The sequence below is a fragment of the Streptomyces sp. sk2.1 genome (assembly GCF_008120935.1).
Classification (GTDB): Bacteria; Actinomycetota; Actinomycetes; order Streptomycetales; family Streptomycetaceae; genus Streptomyces.
On record NZ_RDBO01000020.1, the window covers coordinates 1,328,996 to 1,348,917 of the forward strand.

The 19,922-nt window shown below is 73.4% G+C and carries 16 protein-coding genes; 7 read left to right on the plus strand and 9 right to left on the minus strand.

Annotation, left to right across the window (positions count from 1 at the left end; translation table 11 throughout):
• The 3 genes from EAO76_RS09415 to EAO76_RS09425 form a co-directional block, all read right to left on the minus strand.
• Positions 1-2,466: an ABC transporter permease gene (locus EAO76_RS09415; protein WP_148835176.1), complete on the minus strand. Its 2,466-nt coding sequence runs from the start codon at positions 2,464-2,466 to the stop codon at positions 1-3.
• A complete protein-coding gene (locus tag EAO76_RS09420; RefSeq protein WP_148835178.1) occupies positions 2,466-3,308 on the minus strand; it encodes an ABC transporter ATP-binding protein in 843 nt (280 codons plus the stop codon). The genes EAO76_RS09415 and EAO76_RS09420 overlap by 1 nt, the downstream gene beginning before the upstream one ends.
• Positions 3,309-3,615: 307 nt before the next feature.
• Positions 3,616-4,761 carry a PP2C family protein-serine/threonine phosphatase gene (locus EAO76_RS09425; protein ID WP_148835179.1) on the minus strand — a complete coding sequence of 382 codons (1,146 nt, stop codon included), beginning with the start codon at positions 4,759-4,761 and terminating at the stop codon, positions 3,616-3,618.
• Positions 4,762-4,866: 105 nt separating this feature from the next.
• On the opposite strand from EAO76_RS09425, the gene EAO76_RS09430 reads away from it, so the two are divergent.
• The gene (locus tag EAO76_RS09430; protein ID WP_148835181.1) at positions 4,867-6,099 is read left to right on the plus strand and encodes a GNAT family N-acetyltransferase; all 1,233 of its coding nucleotides are present in this window, start codon (positions 4,867-4,869) and stop codon (positions 6,097-6,099) included.
• Positions 6,100-6,138: 39 nt separating this feature from the next.
• Here the strand turns inward: EAO76_RS09430 and EAO76_RS09435 are convergent, their stop codons facing one another.
• Both EAO76_RS09435 and EAO76_RS09440 read right to left on the minus strand, forming a co-directional pair.
• A complete protein-coding gene (locus EAO76_RS09435) occupies positions 6,139-6,948 on the minus strand; it encodes an Fpg/Nei family DNA glycosylase (protein WP_148835183.1) in 810 nt (269 codons plus the stop codon).
• A 202-nt stretch (positions 6,949-7,150) separates the two neighbouring features.
• Complete coding sequence (locus EAO76_RS09440) at positions 7,151-7,639, minus strand: ribose-5-phosphate isomerase (protein ID WP_148835186.1); 489 nt, start codon at positions 7,637-7,639, stop codon at positions 7,151-7,153.
• Positions 7,640-7,933: 294 nt separating this feature from the next.
• Between EAO76_RS09440 and EAO76_RS09445 the strand changes: the two genes are divergently transcribed.
• A complete protein-coding gene (locus EAO76_RS09445; RefSeq protein WP_148835187.1) occupies positions 7,934-9,442 on the plus strand; it encodes an amino acid permease in 1,509 nt (502 codons plus the stop codon).
• Positions 9,443-9,672: 230 nt separating this feature from the next.
• Here the strand turns inward: EAO76_RS09445 and EAO76_RS09450 are convergent, their stop codons facing one another.
• Positions 9,673-10,266, minus strand: a complete 594-nt coding sequence (locus EAO76_RS09450) for a biotin transporter BioY (RefSeq protein WP_148835189.1) — start codon at positions 10,264-10,266, stop codon at positions 9,673-9,675.
• Between the two features lie 474 nt (positions 10,267-10,740).
• Here EAO76_RS09450 and EAO76_RS09455 point away from each other — a divergent pair, with 474 nt between their 5' ends.
• On the plus strand, positions 10,741-12,192 hold the full coding sequence (locus EAO76_RS09455) for an amino acid permease (protein WP_148835191.1): 1,452 nt from the start codon (positions 10,741-10,743) through the stop codon (positions 12,190-12,192).
• Positions 12,193-12,223: 31 nt separating this feature from the next.
• Here EAO76_RS09455 and EAO76_RS09460 read toward each other — a convergent pair whose 3' ends face one another.
• Positions 12,224-12,859, minus strand: coding sequence for a histidine phosphatase family protein (locus EAO76_RS09460; protein ID WP_148835193.1), 636 nt, complete (start codon positions 12,857-12,859; stop codon positions 12,224-12,226).
• Positions 12,856-14,283 carry an FGGY-family carbohydrate kinase gene (locus tag EAO76_RS09465; RefSeq protein WP_148835194.1) on the minus strand — a complete coding sequence of 476 codons (1,428 nt, stop codon included), beginning with the start codon at positions 14,281-14,283 and terminating at the stop codon, positions 12,856-12,858. Before EAO76_RS09465 ends, EAO76_RS09460 begins: the two co-directional genes overlap by 4 nt.
• Before the next feature lie 383 nt (positions 14,284-14,666).
• Here EAO76_RS09465 and EAO76_RS09470 point away from each other — a divergent pair, with 383 nt between their 5' ends.
• The 4 genes from EAO76_RS09470 to EAO76_RS09485 all read left to right on the plus strand — a co-directional run bounded on the left by EAO76_RS09470 (position 14,667) and on the right by EAO76_RS09485 (position 18,981).
• Complete coding sequence (locus EAO76_RS09470) at positions 14,667-15,440, plus strand: DeoR/GlpR family DNA-binding transcription regulator (RefSeq protein ID WP_148835666.1); 774 nt, start codon at positions 14,667-14,669, stop codon at positions 15,438-15,440.
• 228 nt (positions 15,441-15,668) lie between these two features.
• Positions 15,669-16,733 (plus strand): NAD(P)-dependent oxidoreductase, encoded by a 1,065-nt coding sequence (locus EAO76_RS09475; protein ID WP_148835196.1) that lies wholly within the window; start codon positions 15,669-15,671, stop codon positions 16,731-16,733.
• Between the two features lie 2 nt (positions 16,734-16,735).
• A complete protein-coding gene (locus EAO76_RS09480) occupies positions 16,736-18,151 on the plus strand; it encodes an FGGY-family carbohydrate kinase (protein WP_262375324.1) in 1,416 nt (471 codons plus the stop codon).
• 188 nt (positions 18,152-18,339) lie between these two features.
• A complete protein-coding gene (locus EAO76_RS09485) occupies positions 18,340-18,981 on the plus strand; it encodes a superoxide dismutase (protein ID WP_148835200.1) in 642 nt (213 codons plus the stop codon).
• Between the two features lie 127 nt (positions 18,982-19,108).
• Here EAO76_RS09485 and EAO76_RS09490 read toward each other — a convergent pair whose 3' ends face one another.
• Entirely contained in the window at positions 19,109-19,921 is an 813-nt protein-coding gene (locus tag EAO76_RS09490; protein ID WP_148835203.1) for an alpha/beta fold hydrolase, read from the minus strand.
• Position 19,922 lies beyond the last annotated feature (1 nt).

Genomic DNA, 19,922 nt, shown 5'->3' on the forward strand with positions numbered 1-19,922 from the left:
CTACGGACGGGCGGCCGCCGTGCGCAGGGCCGCCCTGGCCGGGACCGTGGTGGCGAGGAGGCCGAGTCCGACGGTCGCGGCGACGAAGGAGCCGTACAGCACCGGCGGGATGTACGGGGACTCGCCCGTCAGGCCCTTCATCATCGGGACGAGGGTGGCCAGCGCGATCCCGGTGCCGAGCGCGATCCCTGCGACCGTGACCAGCAGCGCCTCCCAGCGGATCATGCCCATGACCTGGCGGCGGGTGGAGCCGACCAACCGGAGCATGGTCAGTTCGCGGCGGCGGTCGAGGACGGTCATCACGAGGGTGTTGACGGCGGCGATGCCGGCGAATCCGCCGAGGACCGAGGCCATGGTGGTGTTGGCCCAGGCGTTGAGCTCGCGGCCCTCGTCCTGTGCCGCGGCGTAGCCGGAGCGGTCGGAGACGGTGCCGAGCGCGGCGAGTCCGCGCGCGGCGGCGGGAGTGGCGCGCACCAGCAGGTCGGAGGCGTACGGCGAGGTCACATGGGGCTTCAGATCGGCCGCGGGCAGGGTGACGAGGCTGGTGCCCAGGCCCCGTCCGTAGACCGCGACGACCTTCGCGGACGCCTTGGTGCCGTCCGGCATCCGCAGGGCGAGCCGGTCGCCGGGGTCCAGGTCGAGCGATTGGGCGAGTGTGGTGTCGACGGCGACGGTCCCGGGCCGCAGGGCGGTGAGGGAGCCGCTCCTGACGTCGAGGTCCTGGACCTTCGAGAGTTCCTCGCCGGAGCCGATGACGCCCTGGGCGGAGGCGGTCTGGAGCATCGGGCCCGCCGATCCGCCGGGCACCAGGACGGCGGTGCGGAGCAGGCCGACGGCGGTGGAGACGCCGGGGGTGGCGGCGGCCCGTCCGGTCGCGTCGGAGGCGAGTCCCGCCGGGGCGGAGACGATGTGGTCGGCGGTGATCGCGTCGCGCTGCTGGTGCGCGGTGGCCCGTTCCTCGCTGGTGTGCATGAAGACGAGCGTCGACGAGAAGGCCATCGCGAGCACGATCGGGGTGATCGCGGAGGCCAGTCGGCGGGAGTTGGTGAGGGAGTTGGCGGCGGCCAGTGAGCCGGACGCCCCGGCGGCGCGCAGCGGCAGTCCGATGACGGCGGCGCAGATCCGGGCGATGACCGGGCCGAGCAGTCCGACGGCGACCATGAAGAGCATGACGACGCCCAGGGCCGCGTTCGCCGCGTCCATGCCGGAGGCGGCGGCGGCGATGCCGGCGAGGACGGTGCCGCCGATGAGGGCCGCGATGCCGAGCGGGGTGCGGATCGCGCCGAACGGGGCGCGTTCCACGGCCGTCTGGGCGAGGGCCAGGCCCGGCTTCATCTTCGCGGGGCGGCGCGCGGCGAGGTAGCCGGCGCCCAGCGCGGTGGCCATGGTGGCGAGTACGGCGACGGCCATGGGCAGCGGGGAGACGTGCAGGTCGACGGCCTCGGGGACGGCCCCCCGGTCCTGGAGCTGGCCGAACCACCAGGTGGCCAGGGCGGTTCCGGGCAGGCAGCCGAGCGCCCCGGCCGGCGGGGCGACGAGCAGGGATTCCGCGGCGATGCTGCGGCGCAGCTGGCGCGGGGTGGCGCCGATGGCGCGCAGCAGGGCGAACTCGCGGCCGCGCTGACCGACGGAGAGGGCGACCGTACCGGCGGCGGTGAAGACGGCGACCATGGCGGCGACGCCGCCGAAGGAGGCGCCGAGGCCGAAGAGGAGTTCCTTGGCGCCCGCGAGGGCCGAGTCCTCGGCGGCGCCCCGGTCGTCGCCGGTGTGGACCTGGGCCGCGGCGGTGTGGCCGACGGCCTTGCGCACCTGGTCGGCGAGGGCGTCGGCGGAGGTGCCCGGTGCGGCGAGCACGGCGAGGGCGTCGACCCGGCCGGGGTGGCCGGAGAGCTGTACGGCCTGCCGGTCGGCGAACCAGACGGTGGCGCCGGGGGCGGTGGTGCCCGAGACCTTGAACTCCCGGAGGCCCGCGGGGGTGTCGAGGGAGATCCTGTCGCCGGCCCCGGCCCCGGTGCCGGCGGGGACGACGACCTCGCCGGCGCGGGGTGCCCCGCCGGTGGCCAGCCGGGTGCCGGTGAAAACGGCCGAGCCCCAGCCGTGGGCGGTGAGGGGGGTGCCGTCCCGGTGCACGGGGTAGGTGACGTCGCCGATCACGGTGGCCGCGCCGGGGGCCGAGGCGGCCTTGTCGACCAGGGCCAGGGGCAGTCGGGCGGTGTCCGGGACGGTCACGGGAGTGTCGGGGTCGTCCTCGCGGACCTTCAGATGGATCTGTTGGTCGGCGGCGACCACCACGGGGGCCTTCGCGTAGCGCTCGGCGGGCACGGAGGCGCGCACACCGGTCTCCAGCAGGATGCCGCAGGCGGAGATGACGGCCGCGGCCATCAGGAGCGCGACGAACGTCCCGACGAACGACGAGGGTTTGAAGCGTACGGCCGCGCGGGCGAGGCCGTTGGGGACGAGGGACATCAGGCTGCTGCTCCTGCGCGAACGGGGGTGGTGCGGGCGGTCAGCGCGGTCATCCGGGCGGCGATCCGCGCGGTGTCGGCGCGCGGCAGGCTGTCCGCGATCGTGCCGTCGGCGAGGAAGAGCACCTGGTCGGCGTGGGCGGCGGCCGCCGGGTCGTGGGTGACCATGACGACGGTGGCGCCGAGGCCGTCCACCGCGTCGCGGAGCAGGGCGAGGATCTCGGCGGCGGTGGTGGTGTCGAGGGCGCCGGTCGGCTCGTCGGCGAAGACCACGTCGGGTCGGGTGACCAGGGCGCGGGCGACGGCGACGCGCTGCTGCTGGCCGCCGGAGAGCTGGCCGGGGCGGCGGCCGCCCTTGTCGCCGAGGCCGACCCGGGCGAGCATCTCGGCCGCCTCGCGGCGGCCCCGGGCGGAGCGGGGGCGCTGTCCGGCCAGGCGCATGGGGAGGATGACGTTCTGCTCGACCGTCAGGGACGGGAGCAGGTTGAAGGACTGGAAGACGAAGCCGAGTCGGGTGCGGCGCAGTTCGGTGAGCCGGTTCTCGCTCATGCCGGTGATCTCGGTGCCGCCGAGGCGTACGGAGCCCTCGGTGGGGCGGTCGAGCCCGGCCGCGCACTGGAGGAAGGTCGACTTCCCGGAGCCGGAGGGGCCCATGACGGCGGTGAAGGAGGCGCGCGGGAGGGCCAGGTCGATGCCCCGCAGCGCGTGGACGGCGGATCCGCCCCGGCCGTACTGCCTGCGGACACCGCGCAGTTCGACCGCGAGGTCGGAAAGCCCGGCCCCCCGGTGGGTGCTCGCCGGGTGCTGCCCGTCCTGCGTGCGTCGGGTGCCTCGCAGCCCCATGATCTCCGCCTCTCCTTGCTCGTCGGCCGTTCCTTCGGCCGTGCTTCGAACCTACGGAGCGGGGGTGGCCCCGGAACATGGCGGCTGCTGGCGGATCGGGGGTGGGGAAAACCCCAGGTCGTACCGGGGGTGTGCGGTTCCGGGGCCGGAGGGGCGGGCGATCGGGCCGCCACTTCCGTGTCTCCCGGCCGCCCTCCCGCGCCCCGTTTCCGTACCGCTCCCCCGGCACGCCGTGTCCACGATCCGGTGAGACGCCGACTCCCGTTGACGTGCGCCCGGTTCGGTCCGTTTGCGTACGGTTCCGGGTTCAGGCCCTGCGGGACAGCAGCAGCAACGCCCGGTCGTCGTTGACGTCCTTGGCGCACGCCTCGATCAGATGCCAGGCGGCGCCCTCGAACCCCATGGCGACGTAGCGGTCGGCCTCGCCGGTCAGCCGGTCGATGCCCTCCGCGATGTCGCGGTCGGACGCCTCCACCAGGCCGTCCGTGAACAGCATCAGTACGTCGCCGGGGGCCAGTGAGCCCTTCACGGCGTCGAACTGGGCTCCGTCGTACACCCCGAGCAGCGGCCCCTCGGCCGCCTTCTCCTCCCACTGACCGCTGCCCGAGTGGAGTTGCAGGGCGGGCGGGTGCCCGGCCGAGAAGAGTTCGTAGTCGCCCGATTCGAGGTCCAGGACCAGATGGATCGAGGTGGCGAAGCCCTCGTCCCAGTCCTGGCGCAGCAGATAGCCGTTGGCCGCCGGCAGGAAGCCGTGCGGGGGCAGCGATCCGAGGAGCCCGCCGAAGGCCCCGGACAGCAGGAGGGCGCGGGAGCCCGCGTCCATGCCCTTGCCGGAGACGTCGGTGAGGACGGCCTCCAGGGTCCGGCCGCCGTTGGTGCGGGCGGCCACGACGAAGTCGCCGGAGAAGGACTGCCCGCCCGCCGGGCGCAGCGCCATCTCGCGGTGCCAGCCCTGCGGCAGCCGGGGCAGGGCGCTCTGCACCCGGATGCGTTCGCGCAGGTCGAAGAGCATGGTGCCGCCGCGCCGCCACGGCACCCCGACCCGGGCCCGGAACTGGGCGAGGACCAGCCCGAAGAAGCCGCAGGCGGCGACCACCAGGACGATGCCCGGCGTCACCCGGCCCGGCCCGTCGTCGTACCGGCCCAGTCCGAGCGACTCCACGATCAGGGCCGCGGCGGCGGTCGCGTACAGGCCCAGCAGGCTCGCGGGCCGCAGCAGCAGTCCGCCCGCGACGATCGGCAGGACGAGGGCGGCCGGTGAGAACCACAGCGGGTTGATCAGGGTGGCGCAGGTGATGACCGGGACGGTCAGCAGCAGCCCGGCCAGCGCGATCCAGTCCGATCCGTCGCCGCGGAAGTAGTCGACCCCGGATCTGCGCAGCGCGACGCGTGCCCGGTGCACCGATTTCCGCAATCGTGCCGGGTACGAGTCCGTTGCCACGCGTCGTGCCATTGCGGGGACCCTATCTACCCGACGGCCCCGGGTGCAGGGGGCCCCTGTGACAATGCGTTCGAAATCGGGTCGCCCGGAAGCCAGGCCCCTGGTAGTCATGGCCGTATGACTACAGAGCTTCGCGTATTGCGTCCGTCCGAATGGAACCAGTGGTTCGAGTGCCTGGAGCTCGCATTCGGCGGTGTCGCGGAGCCACCCGAGCAGCGCGAGCTGGAGGAGCAGCTGACCGAGCACGAGCGGTCGATCGGGATCTGGGACGGCGACGACGTCGTGGGCACGACGGGGGCGTTCAGCTTCCGGCTGGCCGTGCCGGGCGGGGCCCTGGTGCCCGCCGCCGGGGTCACGATGGTGAGCGTCGCCGCCACCCACCGCAGGCGCGGCCTGCTGACCTCGATGATGCGCAGGCAGCTGGACGACGTCCGGGCCCTGGGCGAGCCGATCGCGGTGCTGACGGCGTCGGAACCGGTGATCTACGGCCGGTTCGGGTACGGCACGGCCTCGCGGCAGATGTCCCTGACCATCGACACGAGCCGGGTGGGGCTGACGGTGCCGGAGGGCACCGACGGGATCCGGCTGCGCCACGCGCGGCCGGACGAGGCCCAGGCCGCGTGCGCGAGCGTGTACGAGCGGCTGGTGGCCGGGCGTCCCGGCACGCCCGCGCACAATGCCGCCTGGGACCGGAAGGCCGTGGTCGACCCGGTGCACGAGCGGCAGGGCGGTTCGGCCCGGCAGTACGTGCTGGCGGAGCGGGACGGCGAGCTCGTCGGCTGTGTGACCTATCGACTCCACCCCAAGTGGGAGGCGTCCGGCCCCATGGGCAAGGTGGTGGTGAACGACCTCGGGGCGCTGGACCCGGCGGCGTACGCGGCGCTGTGGCGGTTCCTCTTCGAGATCGACCTGACGTCGACCGTCGAGGCGGGCAACCGGCCGGTCGACGACGCGGTGCTGCATCTGGTGTCGGACGTGCGGCGGTGCAACATCCGGATCCGGGACTCGCTCCACGTACGGCTGGTGGAGCTGGGGGCGGCGCTGGAGGCGCGGGCGTACCGGGCGCCGGTGGACGTGGTGTTCGAGGTCGAGGACACGTTCTGCCCCTGGAACGCGGGGCGTTGGCGGCTCACGGGTGACGCGAAGGGCGCCGCGTCGTGCCGGCGCACCGACGATCCTGCCGATCTCGCGCTCTCGGTGCGGGAGTTGGGGTCGGCATACCTGGGCGGCGAGTCGCTGAGCTCGCTGGCCCTGGCCGGCCGGGTGCGGGAGCTGCGGCCCGGTGCGCTGGCGGAGGCGTCGCTGGCGTTCTCCTCGGACCCGGAGCCGTGGCTGCCCCACGGGTTCTAGGGACGTCGTGGGTTCGGTCCGGGTGTCACGGGTCCTGTCTCAGGCCCGCTGGCACCCCGGGCACCAGAAGAGGTTGCGGGCGGCGAGATCGGCGGTGCGGATCTCGCCGCCGCAGATGTGGCAGGCCTGCCGGGCCCTGCGGTACACGTACACCTCGCCGCCGTGGTCGTCGACCCGCGGCGGGCGGCCCATCGCCTCCGGCGTGTGCTCGGGGCGGACCGTGTCGATCCGGTTGTTCCGCACGCCCTCGCGCATCAGCGCCACCAGGTCCGCCCAGATCGCGTCCCACTCCGCGCGCCGGAGGTCCCGGCCGGGGCGGTACGGGTCGATCCCGTGCCGGAACAGCACCTCCGCGCGGTAGACGTTGCCGACGCCCGCGATGACCTTCTGGTCCATCAGCAGGGCCGCGACGGTGATCCGGCTGCGCGAGATCCGCTGCCAGGCCCGCTCGCCGTCCTCGTCGGTCCGCAGCGGGTCCGGGCCCAGGCGGTCGTGTATCGCGCGCTTCTCGGGTTCGGTGATCAGCGCGCACGTCGTGGGGCCGCGCAGGTCCGCGTGGTGCTCGTCGTTCAGCAGCCGCAGCCGCACCGTGTCGGTGGGCGGCGGGGCCGGGACCGCGCCGAAGCCGAGCTTGCCGAACAGGCCCAGGTGGATGTGGACCCAGCCGGTGTCCCCGAAGCCGAGGAAGAGGTGCTTGCCGTGGGCGTCGACACCGGTGAAGGTCAGGCCGTCGAGCAGCGCGGCGCTGTCCGAGAACTTGCCCTGCGGACTGCTCACCCGCACCGGACGCCCGGCGAACCTGTCCCGGTGGTCCGCCGCGAGGCGGTGGATCGTGTGTCCCTCGGGCACGGCGGCGACTCTCCTCGGTGACGTACGGGCGCGGTGGTGCGGGAACGTCGGTACAGGACCGACGGCACGGAAACGGCCGCGCGGGAACGTCGGTACGGGACCGACGGCACGGAAACGGCCGCGCGGGATCGGCGGTACGGGGCGGCCGGGCGGAAACGGCTGTGCCGCCGGGGGTTCCGGCGGCACAGGGGGTGAAGGCCGGTCAGCCCTGCTGCGGGTGGTGGGCCGGGATCGGGGGGAGCTCGCCGGTCGTCTCGTACGCCGTCAGCATCTCGATGCGGCGGGTGTGACGCTCCTCGTTCGAGTACGGGGTGGCGAGGAAGACCTCGACGAACTTGGTGGACTCCTCCACCGAGTGCATCCGGCCACCGATGGCGATCACGTTGGCGTTGTTGTGCTCGCGGCCCAGGGCGGCGGTCTGCTCGCTCCAGGCGAGCGCGGCACGCACGCCCTTGACCTTGTTCGCGGCGATCTGCTCGCCGTTGCCGGAGCCGCCGATCACGATGCCGAGGCTGTCCGGGTCCGCGGCCGTCCGCTCGGCGGCGCGCAGGCAGAACGGCGGGTAGTCGTCCTGGGCGTCATAGATGTGGGGGCCACAGTCGACGGCTTCGTGGCCCTGGGCCGTGAGCCATTCGACGAGGTGGTTCTTCAGTTCATAACCGGCATGGTCCGAGCCGAGGTACACGCGCATGCATCCGAGTGTGGCACGAGCCCCGCGCGGCGGGCGCCATCGGGGTCGGACCCCTTGGGCCGGTCGGCCCGGGACGCGCGGCGGACCTCGGGAGACCCCGGGGGATCGAAACGCGCGGGCCGGATGTGAGCCCCGATGTGAGCAAGGACACTTCGGTAAAGATCCGGTCAACTAACCGGAGGATGGGGTTCCGCTTTCATCGTTCGTCGGGCTTCAATGCATCACTCGCTGCCGCACCCCACTGCCGCAGCCGGGCACGCGTCGCGTGACCCGAGAACGTAAGGAATTCGATCCATGACGTCGCAGACGACTCTGATCGGGCCGGGCCCCCACCCCGGCGGTCCGGACCGGCCGAACGGCCCGGACACCCCGGACACCATCCACTCCGCGGACTCCACGGGCTCCACGGGCTCCTCCGACGGCCTCCAGGCGGGCCTCAAGAACCGCCACCTCTCGATGATCGCCATCGGCGGCGTCATCGGAGCGGGCCTCTTCGTGGGCTCCGGCACCGGCATCGCCGCCGCCGGACCCGCCATCCTGCTCTCCTACGCGCTGGTCGGCCTGATGGTCGTCTTCGTGATGCGGATGCTCGGCGAGATGGCCGCGGCCCGCCCCAGCTCGGGCTCCTTCTCCGCCTACGCCGACCAGGCCCTGGGCCGTTGGGCCGGTTTCTCGATCGGCTGGCTGTACTGGTTCTTCTGGGTCGTGGTGCTCGCCGTCGAGGCCACGGCGGGGGCCAAGATCCTGGAGGGCTGGGTGCCGGGCGTCCCGCAATGGGCGTGGGCGCTGATCGTGATGGTGGTGCTGACCGCGACGAACCTGGTCTCGGTCGGGTCGTACGGCGAGTTCGAGTTCTGGTTCGCCGGGATCAAGGTCGTGGCGATCGGCGCCTTCGTGGTCGTCGGGCTGCTCGCCGTCTTCGGGCTGCTGCCCGGCTCGGACAACCCCGGCGCGGGCCTCGCGCACCTCACCGACACCGGCGGCTTCTTCCCCCAGGGGCCGGGCGCCGTCCTCACCGGTGTGCTGATGGTCGTCTTCTCCTTCATGGGCAGCGAGATCGTCACCCTCGCCGCCGGCGAGTCGGAGAACCCGCAGCGCGCCGTCCAGAAGGCCACCAACAGCGTGATCTGGCGGATCGCCGTCTTCTACCTGGGCTCGATCCTCGTCGTGCTCACCCTGCTGCCGTGGAACGACCCGTCGATCGTGAAGGACGGCAGCTACGTCGCCGCCCTCAACTCCATCGGCATCCCGCACGCCGGACAGGTGATGAACGTCATCGTGCTCACCGCCGTGCTGTCGTGCCTGAACTCCGGCCTCTACACGGCCTCGCGGATGGCCTTCTCGCTCGGCGGCCGCGGGGACGCGCCGAAGGCGTTCGCCCGGACGAACAAGCGGGGCGTGCCGCAGGCCGCCATCCTGTCCTCGGTCGTCTTCGGCTTCGTCGCCGTGTTCTTCAACTACCAGTGGCCCGACACCGTCTTCCAGTTCCTGCTGAACTCCTCCGGTGCGGTCGCCCTGTTCGTCTGGCTGGTCATCTGCTTCACGCAGCTGCGGATGCGCGGCATGATCCTGCGCGAGTCGCCGGAGAAGCTGATCGTACGGATGTGGCTCTTCCCGTACCTGACCTGGGCGACCATCGCGATGATCTCGTTCGTCCTGGTCTACATGCTGACCGACGACGGCGGGCGCGAGCAGGTGCTGCTCTCGCTGCTCGTCGCGGCGCTGGTGGTGGCCGTCTCGCTGGTCCGCGAGGCCAGGAACCGCCGGGACGGCACGGAGGCGAAGGCGCCCGCCGACGCCTGACGACGCCTGACGGCGCCTGACGACGCCCGACGACGCCCGACGGCTGACGGCTGACGGCTGACGGCTGACGGCTGACGGCGCCGGGTTCGGCCGGCGGTCGGGTCCGGGTGGCGCCGGATCCGGCCGGGTCCGGGCGTCGGGGGCTTCCCCGGTGCCCGGACATGGCGGAGGCCCGCCGGTCGCGCGCGTGTCGCGATCCGGCGGGCCTCCCCGTACGAGCGGTGGCGGCGTCAGCCGCGGCGGCCGACGAGCTTCCAGGCCGCGGGCAGCGCGCCCATGGCCAGCGCCGCCTTCAGCGCGTCGCCGAGCAGGAACGGCACCAGTCCCGCCGCGATCGCGGCGCTCGCCGACATGCCGGTGGACAGCGCCAGGTACGGGACGCCGACCGCGTAGATGATCGCGGAGCCCAGCACCATCGTGCCCGCGGTGCGCAGCATCGAGCGGTCGCCGCCGCGGCGGGCGAGGGCGCCGACGACGACGGCGGCGAGCAGCATGCCGAGGACGTAGCCGAACGACGGGAAGGCCATCCCCGACCGGGCCTCGGCGAACCACGGCATGCCCGCCATGCCGACGAGGGCGTACACCCCGAGGGAGAGGAAGCCGCGGCGGGCGCCGAGCGCGGTGCCGACGAGGAGCGCGGCGAACGTCTGGCCGGTGACCGGGACCGGCGAGCCGGGGATCGGCACGGCGATCTGGGCGGCGATCCCGGTGAGCGCGGCGCCGCCGAGGACCAGCGCCGTGTCGACGGCGTAACGGTTCCGGGCGGCGGGCAGCAGGTCGGCGAGGACCACTCCGGTACGGGCAGGGGCGGCAGCAGTGCTCATCGGGACTCCGCGGGGGTGAGGGCAGGTGGGGACAGACTGGGGCTGACGTTAGCCCACGGGTTAACGCCCGATCACCATCAGTGGCCCACAAAGCGTTGGTCGGGGCGTTGGTGGGGTCCATACAAAGGGCCGCGCACAATCACGCGGCGGCGTGATGCTCGTCACTGAGGTGGGGGCGGGATGCCCTCCGCTCCACCGATTCGGGCACCCTTGCGGAACTGTAGGTTCCCGCTAAATCCGCCGAGGAGCCGTCCGACAGACGGGCCGCCTTCCCGGAGTCGGGGCGGACCGCTTCCGCATCCCGGGGCACCCCCGGGGCCCGATACGGCCGGGCCACCGCCCCACCGTGTCCGACCGCATACCCTGGGTGAGCATCGCGCCCGGATAGCGGACGCCGGTTCCCCGTCGCCGGGGTGCGTGTCCAAACTGTCCGCGCATGTCCCCCACGTCTCACCTATCGAACAGAGCACGTCCATGTCCCGGAATTCCGCGCCTCCCCCCACCGGCGTCCCGACCGACACCTCCGACTCCCCCGACTCTCCCGGCACCGGTGGTGCCGGGGGAACCGGGACTGATTCCGCACTCACCCACGGGCTCAAGCAGCGCCACCTCTCGATGATCGCCCTCGGCGGCGTCATCGGCGCCGGGCTCTTCGTCGGTTCCGGCGAGGGCATCGCCGCCGCGGGCCCGTCGATCGTCATCGCGTACGCCGTCTCCGGGCTGCTGGTCATGCTCGTGATGCGGATGCTCGGCGAGATGTCGGCCGCGAACCCGGCCTCCGGCTCCTTCTCCGTCCACGCGGAGCGGGCGATCGGGCCGTGGGCCGGATTCACCGTGGGCTGGGCGTTCTGGGTGCTGCTCTGCGTGGCCGTCGGCCTGGAGGGCATCGGCGCCGCGAAGATCGTCACCGGCTGGCTGCCCGGCACCCCGGAGTGGATCTGGGTCGCGCTGTTCATGCTGGTGTTCCTGGGCGCGAACCTGGCCTCGGTGAAGAAGTTCGGCGAGTTCGAGTTCTGGTTCGCCACCCTCAAGGTCGTGGCGATCACGCTCTTCCTGGTGCTGGGCCTGCTGGCGATCCTCGGGCTGCTGCCCGGCACGGACGCGCCCGGGACCGCCAACCTCAGCGGCGAGGGCGGCTTCATGCCGAACGGTGTCGAGGGCCTGGTCGTCGGCCTGCTCGCCTCGGTCTTCGCGTACGGCGGTCTGGAGACCGTCACCATCGCCGCGGCCGAGTCCGAGAACCCGGTGCGGGGCGTGGCCTCCGCGGTGCGGACGGCGATGTGGCGGATCGCGCTCTTCTACGTCGGCTCGATGGCGGTCGTCGTCACGCTCGTGCCCTGGGACGACGAGAAGGTCGCGAAGGTCGGCCCGTTCTACGCGACCCTGGACCACCTCGGCATCCACGGCGCGGCCCAGATCATGAACGTGGTCATCCTGGTCGCCCTGCTCTCCGCGATGAACGCCAACATCTACGGCGCCTCGCGCATGGCCGGCTCGCTGGTCGCCCGGGGCCAGGGCCCGAAGCAGCTCGGCAGGATCTCCTCGGGGGTCCCGCGCACCGCCGTCCTGGTGTCGTCCGGGTTCGGTTTCCTGTGCGTGCTGCTCAGCTACTGGCGTCCCGACGACGTCTTCCACTGGCTGCTCAACATGATCGGCGCGGTGATCCTGGTGGTCTGGATCTTCATCGCCGTCTCCCAGCTGATCCTGCGCGGCCGGCTGGAGCGCTCGGCCCCGGAGAAGCTCGTCGTACGGATGTGGCTCTTCCCGGTCCTGACGGTGCTGGCGCTGCTGGCGATGGTCGGCGTCTTCGTCCTGATGCTGCTCCGGCCCGACACCCGCGACCAGTTGCTGGCGACCGGGGCCCTGACCGCCGCGCTGATCGCCGTCGGCGTCGTGCGCCGGCGCCGGGCCGCGCCCGCCGGGTGACGTCCGGCATCCGGCGGGCGGGGCACGGTGCTCAGCGAGTAGGGGTGTCCGGGGCGCAGGGCACGTTGAGGGAGAGCAGCGCCCCGCCCGACTCCCCGATCCGCACCTCGCTCACCGCCGTGTTCCGCAGTTGCGGAAAGACCCGGCGGTAGGAGCCCAGCGGGATCGACAGCAGTTCGCACAGCACCAGCCGCAGCAGGGTGTTGTGTGCGACGACCAGCACCCGCTGCCCCGGGTGCCCGGCCGAGATCCGGCGCAGCGCCGCCGCCCCCCGGGCCGCGGCCGTCCGGGGGTCCTCGGCCCCGGGGAAGGGGTGGGCAACCGGGTCGGCGCGGTACTCCGCGGCCCGGTCGGGGTGCTCCGCCGCGAACTCCGCCAGGGTTCGCCCCTCCACCTCGCCGAAGTCGCACTCGCGCAGCTCGTGTTCGCGCCGAGGTGTGATGCCGAGCGCCTCGCACGCGGGGCGGGCGGTCTCGATCGCCCGGCCTACCGTGGACGTCCAGATCGCGTCGACCCGGTTGCGGGCCGCCCACTCGCCCAGTTGCCGGGCTTGGCGGCGGCCCTCGTCGGTGAGGGCGACGTCGCTGACGCCGGCGTAGCGGTTCTCGGCGTGCCAGACGGTCTGTCCGTGGCGGGCCAGCAGCAGGGTGGCCGGGCTCCCGGTCATGGGTTCTCCGTTCGGGTACGGGCGTGGGCGGCGACGGGGCCGGGGAGCCAGCCGCGGCGCTCCAGTTCGTCCACCAGGGTGAGGTACGGCTCGGTGTACCACGCCGTGCGCGTCGGGTGGGGGCGCAGCACGTGCCGCAGCCGCACCATCCGGGCCGCGGCCCGGTGCAGCGTGTCCGTCGCCCCCGCCCCGTACGCGGCGAGGACGGCCATGCCGAGCGCGGGTTCGCTGTACCGCGGGATGCGCACCGGGCGGCCCAGGATGTCGGCGCGCAGCCGGCTCCAGTAACCGCTGCGGACCGCGCCGCCGGTGAACGTGAGCGCGCCGTGCGCCGGGGCGCCGAGCAGGTCGAGGTAGTCGAAGCAGAGCCGTTCGACCAGTCCCACCCCGGTCAGCAGGGCCGCCCAGTGCTCGGCGTCGGAGGCGGGTTCGCCGAGCAGGAACCCGGTGGCCTCCGGTGCGACGAACGGGAAGCGCTCCCCCGTCGCCACCAGGGGGTACGCCACCACGCGCGCCGGTTCGTGGGCACGGGCCAGCGCGTCCAGCCGGGCCGGGTCCGCGTCGCGGAATACGGCGGTCAGCGCCCCGCCGCCGACCCCCGAGGCCCCGCCGGGCAGCCGGCTCCCGTCCGGCGCCCGGTGGTTGTAGACCACCCCGGCCCGGTCCTGCACCGGCGACGAGGTGACCCCCTTCAGCACCAGCGTGGTGCCCAGCACCGAATTCCAGGAGCCGACGGCGAGCGAACCGGAGGCGATCTGCGCCGCGCACCCGTCCGTCATCCCGGCGACGATGGCCGTGCCCGCCGGGATCCCGGTCTCCTCGGCCGCCGCCCGCCCCACCTCGCCGATCCGCGTCCCCGGCCGCACCACGTCCGGGAACAGTCCGTCGGGCAGGCCCAGCTTCCCGAACCTCCGCCGCGGCCACTCGTCCCGCTCCGGGTCGTAGCCGGTCTTCAGGGCGTGGCTGGAATCGGTGGGCAGCGGCGTCCCGGCGAGCCGGGCCAGGACCACGTCGGCCTGGTGCATGATCCGTACGGCGCCGCCCGCCGCTCCCCCGTGCTCCCGCAGCAGCCACATCGCCTTGGGCAGGCCCCAGCTCGGCGAGGTCCCGGCCCGCGCCGCCTCCGCCGCGGCCCGGCCGTCGTCGTACATCACGCCCGGGGTCAGCGGCCGGCCCGCCGCGTCGCCGAGCAGCACGGTGCCGGAGGTGGCGCAGACCGCGAGCGCCCGCGGGGCGGGGGCGTCGCGCAGGGCCTGGCGGCTCGCCGCGCGGACGGCCGCCCACCAGTCGAGGGGCTGCTGCTCGTGCCGTACGCCGTCGCGTCTGCCGGTGAGCGGCGCCGAGCCGCTGCCGAGGATCTCACCGTCGTCCCCCGCCACCACCGCGCGGACGCTCTGCGTGCCGAGATCGATGCCCATCCACATATCGGTCCCCTCTGTGAACTTCTCACTCTGCACCGAGAATTTCCGTTGCGCGAGGGATTGACGGCCAACTTCCGTTGTTCCAAGCTCTGTTAACCAGTCGGCTCAACGTGTGAACGCCGCCGTCGCCCACCTGCCCGTCCCCGGCCGGACCGTGGAGGTCACGGCCGGACCCCGCGCACCCCGTACGCCCGCACGTCCGCACACCCGCACGTCCGGCGCCGGCCGCCCGCGCGACGACGGCCGGGCCCGGCGCCGGAGCCGTTCCGCCCGTGCTCCCGCCGGACGGGAGCACGCCCCGGAGCCGACCGGCCGGCACGTCCAGGACGAAGGATCAGCACGTGAGCAACGTTCCACAGCGGGGGCCCGCCCCCCGGCAGGCTTCCATGGCCGAGTACGTCCTCGCACAGGGCGAGGTGAGCGCCGCGGAACTGGCGGAGCGCTTCGACGTCAGCCTGATGACCATCCACCGGGATCTGGACGAGCTGGAACGGCAGGGCGTCGTCCGCAAGTTCCGCGGCGGCGTCACCGCCCAGCCGTCCGGGGTCTTCGAGTCGAACGTCTCCTACCGGCTGAAGACGATGCGCGCCGAGAAGGCCGCCATCGCCGAACGGGCCCTGGAGCTCATAGAACCGGGCATGGCGGTGATGCTCGACGACTCGACGTCCACCCTGGAGATCGCGCGGCGGCTGCGCTCCATCACCCCGCTGACCGTCGTCACCAACTTCCTGGAGGCGATCAACCTGCTGTCGCAGGAGCGCGGCATACGTCTGATGGGGCTCGGCGGCGACTTCGACCCGCTGCACTCCTCGTTCCTCGGCGTCTCGTGCGTGGAGGCGGTGCAGTCGCTCCAGGTGGACGTCTGCTTCACCTCCACCTCCGCCGCGTCCGGCGGCTTCGCCTACCACCAGGAGCAGCACATCGTCTCCGTGAAGCGGGCGATGCTCGACTCGGCGAGCCGCAACGTGCTGCTGCTCGACCACTCCAAGCTGGGCCGGGTCGCCCTGCACCGGCTCGCCCCGCTCTCCCGTTTCGACCTGCTGCTGGTCGACGACGGGGCGTCCCCCGGGGCACTGCGCGAACTCGACGAGCACAAGGTGCCCTACGAGGTCTGCGCCACCGGTCGGAGGTCCGGCGCGGGAGGTGACGACGACGGATGACCGGTCCGGCGCGCACCCGGTACCGACGAACGTCCGGTCCGGCACGGACCCGGGAGCGGCGGGCGTCCGATCCGGCGCGGGGGTGGAGATGGCGGACGACCGGGCCGGACCCGCGTGCCGGTCCGGGGCCGCGCCCCGTCCCCGATGACACCGTAGGCATCACCAGGCATCACCGCCGGCCCCCGGGCCGCCCGTGTCCCCGACCCCCGGACAAGGAGACGCTCTGCGATGACCCGCCCCGAGACGGTCCGACCCCCGACGAGGATCCTGCTCGCCGGTGACCACTTCGTCCGCAACTCCCTGCTCGCCGAGGCCCTGGACCGGGCCCTCGGCACCGACTCCCAGGACACCGGGACGCACCTGACCGAGCTCACCCTGCCCTGGCCGCTGGAGCCCTTCGGCAGGGTCGCCGAGGTCGACGAGGCCAGCGACGTCGAGGACGCGCTGATCGCCGCCCTGGACGGGGTCGAGGTGTGCGTGACCCAGATGGCCCCGTTCACGGAGCGGGTCCTGGCCGCCGCCCCGGACCTGCGGCTGGTCGTGGTCTGCCGGGGCGGTCCGGTCAACGTGAACGCCGCCGCCGCTCGGGCCAGGGGCGTACGGGTGTGCTTCGCCCCGGGGCGCAACGCGGCGGCGACCGCCGAGTTCACCGTCGGGCTGATCCTCTCCGCCCTGCGCCGCATCCCCGAGTCGCACCACTCCCTGGCTGTCGACGGCCTCTGGGACGCCTCCCACTACACGTACGAACACTGCGGCCTGGAGCTGGAGGACACCCCGGTCGGCCTGATCGGCTACGGCGCGGTGGGCAGCCGGGTGGCCCGGGTGCTCGCCGCGTTCGGCGCCGAGGTCGAGGTGTACGACCCGTACGTGCGCGGCGACGTGCACGGCATGCGCGCCCCGTCGCTGGAGTCGCTGCTGGCCCGCTCCCGGGTGCTGACCCTGCACGCCAGGCTCACCCCGGAGAGCCGGCATCTGATCGGGGCCCGCGAACTGGCGCTGCTGCCGCGCGGCGCGGTGCTGGTCAACGCGGCCCGGGGCGGGCTGCTGGACACGGAGGCGCTGTGCGACGCCCTGGACTCGGGGCAGTTGCGGGCCGCGGCGCTCGACACGTACGAGCAGGAGCCGCCGCCCGCCACGTCGCGGCTCTTCCGCACCCCGAACCTGCTGATGACCCCGCACGTGGCGGGGGCCAGCCGGGCCGTCGCGCAGAAGGCGGCCCGGATCGCGGCGGCCGAGGTGGCCCGCCACGTGCGGGGCGAACCGCTCGCCCACGCACTCCGATGGGAGCTGTGACCGTGACTGGAACCGAGCCGCGCTACATCGGCATCGACGTCGGCACGTCCGTGGTGAAGGCCGCGGCCTTCGACCCGCGGGGCCGCACCCTGGCGGTCGAGTCCCGCCCGGTGGGCCTCGCGATCCACGACGGTTTCGTGGAACAGGACATGGACGAGCTGTACGGGGCGGTCCGCGAGGTGCTGGCCGCGCTCGGCTCCGACGGGGTCGCGTTCGCCGGTCTCACCGGTCAGGGCGACGGCGTCTGGCTGGTCGACGAGGCGGGCCGGCCGGTCCGCACGGCGATCTCCTGGATGGACGGCCGGGCCCATGAACTGGTCGACGCCTGGTTGGAGTCCGGTGTCTTCGAGACCGTCTACCGGCGCACCGGCAGCGCGATGTTCCCGGGCTGTCCGGGGCCGGTGCTGGCCTGGCTGGACCGGCACGACCCGGCCTCGCTCGACGCGGCGGCGACCGCCCTGTACTGCAAGGACATGGTGTTCCAGCGGCTCACGGGGGTCCGGGCCACGGACGTCTCCGACGCGTCGATGCCGTTCCTGGACCCGCTGACCCGGGCGTACTCCCCCGAGGTCGTGGCCGCGCTCGGCCTCACCCACCGGGCCCCGCTCCTCGCCCCGGTCAGCGACCCGGTCGCGACCGCCGAGCTCCCCTCCGGATTACCGATCTCCAACGGCCCGTACGACCTGGCGGCCTGCGCCCTGGGCGCGGGCGTCACCCGGCCGGGCGACGGGCTGCTGATCGTCGGCACCTGTCTGGCCGCGCTGGTGGCCACCGAACGGCTCGATCTGGAGGGCGAACCGGCGGGGCTGCACATCTCCACCGACCGTCCCGGTCACTGGCTGCGCGCCATGCCCGCGATGGTCGGCACCGCGGCCCTGGACTGGGTCCTGAGCACCACCGGGGTGCGCCACACCGAGGTGGACGCGCTGCTCGCCGCCACCCCGCCCGGCGCGAACGGGGTCCGGGTGCTGCCCTACTTCGCCCCGTCCGGCGAACGCGCCCCGTTCGTCGAGCCGAGGCTGCGCGCCGAACTGACCGGCGTGTCGCTGGAGACCACGCCGGGGGACCTGATCCGGGCGGTCTGCGAGGGCATCGGCTTCGCCGCCCGGCACTGCCTGGAGGCCGCAGGTCTCACCGGCACCCTCGCCCTGTGCGGCGGCGGCACCCGTTCGCCCGCGTGGATGCGGCTGTTCGCCGACGTGCTGGGCCGGCCGGTCCGGATCGTGGAGGGCGAGGTCGGTGCGCGCGGCGCGGTGCTGGCCGCGGCGCGGCGCTTCGGGACGGAGCTGGACACGGCGGCGTGGACGGCCCCGACCGGGATCGTCGAGCCGGACCCGGCACGCGCCGCGCACTACGCGAAGGAGTACGAGGACCACCTGACCCGCCTCGCCGCGGCCCGGACCCGCGCCCGCGCCTGACCACCCGCTCCGACGGGCCCGTCTCCGTCCACCCGGCCCGGTGGATGGAGGCGGGCCCGTCGGGCCGAGGCGGGCCGGGACACGTCCTAGGTCGAAGGACTGATCACTTCGGACACCTTCCTGCTGTTAGCCTGCTCCTGCATAGAACTTGCAATAACAACAGGACAGCAGCTGGAGGGTTCGACCACATGGCCACGTACACGCTTCCGGAACTCCCGTACGACTACGCGGCGCTCGAACCGGTCATCAATCCGCAGATCATCGAGCTCCACCACGACAAGCACCACGCCGCGTACGTGAAGGGCGCGAACGACACCCTGGAGCAGCTGGAGGAGGCGCGCGACAAGGGCGCGTGGGGAGCGATCAACGGCCTCCAGAAGAACCTCGCGTTCCACCTGTCCGGCCACATCCTGCACTCGATCTACTGGCACAACATGACCGGCGACGGCGGCGGCGAGCCCCTCGCGGCGGACGGCGTCGGCGACCTCGCGGACGCGATCACCGAGTCGTTCGGCTCGTTCGCCGGCTTCAAGGCCCAGCTGACGAAGGCCGCGGCCACCACGCAGGGCTCCGGCTGGGGCGTCCTGGCGTACGAGCCGGTCAGCGGCCGGCTGATCGTCGAGCAGGTCTACGACCACCAGGGCAACGTCGGCCAGGGCTCCGTCCCGGTCCTGGTCTTCGACGCCTGGGAACACGCCTTCTACCTCCAGTACAAGAACCAGAAGGTCGACTTCATCGACGCGATGTGGGCCGTCGTCAACTGGCAGGACGTGGCGAAGCGCTACGCGGCCGCCAAGGAGCGCGCCGACGTGCTGCTGCTCGCCCCCTGACCGGGAGGCGCGTGAAGCGCCCTGCCTCGTGATCGTCTTCTCAACCTTCACCCGGCAGGCGGATGGAGGGAGGGCCCTCGCCTGGACGTGACAGGCGGGGGCCCTTCTGTGCCGTGTTCCTCCGTGCTCAGGAGGTCGGGGCGTGGGCCAGGAGGGTGCGCAGCACCTGTTCGGCGTGGGTCCAGAGCACCGATCCGCCGGCCTCCGGCACCAGGTGCCGGACCGCGCCCGGGATGCGCGAGGTCAGTCCGGCCCCGTGGTCGGGCGAGTGGCCGGTGTCCTCCTGCCCGTACCAGAGGTCGACGGGCACGGCGATGTCCGACAGCCCGATCCCCCAGCGCCCCATGGTCAGGGCGGTGTCCCGGGCGTAGCCGGCCGCGCCCTGCGCGAAGGCCTCGTCCAGGGCACGCCGGTAGGCGGCGGCGAACACGGGCTGCCGGTACACGGCGAGGTCGCGCTCGGGGCTGTGGGACATGACCATGTCCCACATGCCCTGCGCGGTGAACCCGGCGAAGACCTGCTCGGCGGCGGCCGGGTCGGACACGGCCAGGTCGACGAGGCGGCGCAGGTCCTCCGGGAGCACGTCGGCGAAACGCGGCTCGGCGACCTCGTCCGCACCGGAGACCACCGCGAGCGCACCGACCGCCCCCGCGGCGGCGCAGGCCAGCGCGAAGGGCGCACCCTGCGAGTTGCCGACCATCAGGGGCCGCTCCAGGCCGCGCAGCGCGGCGAACGCGCGGATGTCCTCGGCGAAGTCGTCGAACGTACGGCCCGGCAGCGGCGTGGAGGCCCCCAGCCCGGGGCGGTCGACGGAGACCAGCCGCACCCCGAGCCCGGCCACGGCGTCGGCACCGAACCCGAGGTGCCTGCTGGTGGCCGCGCCGGGCGACAACAGCACCGGCACCCCGTCCACCGGCCCCCACTCGGCCCACCCCAGCAAC

What these genes read in the sequence shown, in the direction of transcription:
- EAO76_RS09465 (WP_148835194.1), bottom strand. Translation starts at nt 14,283, where the DNA reads ATGTGGATGGGCATCGATCTCGGCACGCAGAGCGTCCGCGCGGTGGTG.
- EAO76_RS09460 (WP_148835193.1), bottom strand. Translation starts at nt 12,859, where the DNA reads ATGACCGGGAGCCCGGCCACCCTGCTGCTGGCCCGCCACGGACAGACC.
- EAO76_RS09445 (WP_148835187.1), top strand. Translation starts at nt 7,934, where the DNA reads ATGACGTCGCAGACGACTCTGATCGGGCCGGGCCCCCACCCCGGCGGT.
- EAO76_RS09450 (WP_148835189.1), bottom strand. Translation starts at nt 10,266, where the DNA reads ATGAGCACTGCTGCCGCCCCTGCCCGTACCGGAGTGGTCCTCGCCGAC.
- EAO76_RS09425 (WP_148835179.1), bottom strand. Translation starts at nt 4,761, where the DNA reads ATGGCACGACGCGTGGCAACGGACTCGTACCCGGCACGATTGCGGAAA.
- EAO76_RS09455 (WP_148835191.1), top strand. Translation starts at nt 10,741, where the DNA reads ATGTCCCGGAATTCCGCGCCTCCCCCCACCGGCGTCCCGACCGACACC.
- EAO76_RS09485 (WP_148835200.1), top strand. Translation starts at nt 18,340, where the DNA reads ATGGCCACGTACACGCTTCCGGAACTCCCGTACGACTACGCGGCGCTC.
- EAO76_RS09475 (WP_148835196.1), top strand. Translation starts at nt 15,669, where the DNA reads ATGACCCGCCCCGAGACGGTCCGACCCCCGACGAGGATCCTGCTCGCC.
- EAO76_RS09415 (WP_148835176.1), bottom strand. Translation starts at nt 2,466, where the DNA reads ATGTCCCTCGTCCCCAACGGCCTCGCCCGCGCGGCCGTACGCTTCAAA.
- EAO76_RS09440 (WP_148835186.1), bottom strand. Translation starts at nt 7,639, where the DNA reads ATGCGCGTGTACCTCGGCTCGGACCATGCCGGTTATGAACTGAAGAAC.
- EAO76_RS09470 (WP_148835666.1), top strand. Translation starts at nt 14,667, where the DNA reads ATGGCCGAGTACGTCCTCGCACAGGGCGAGGTGAGCGCCGCGGAACTG.
- EAO76_RS09420 (WP_148835178.1), bottom strand. Translation starts at nt 3,308, where the DNA reads ATGGGGCTGCGAGGCACCCGACGCACGCAGGACGGGCAGCACCCGGCG.
- EAO76_RS09430 (WP_148835181.1), top strand. Translation starts at nt 4,867, where the DNA reads ATGACTACAGAGCTTCGCGTATTGCGTCCGTCCGAATGGAACCAGTGG.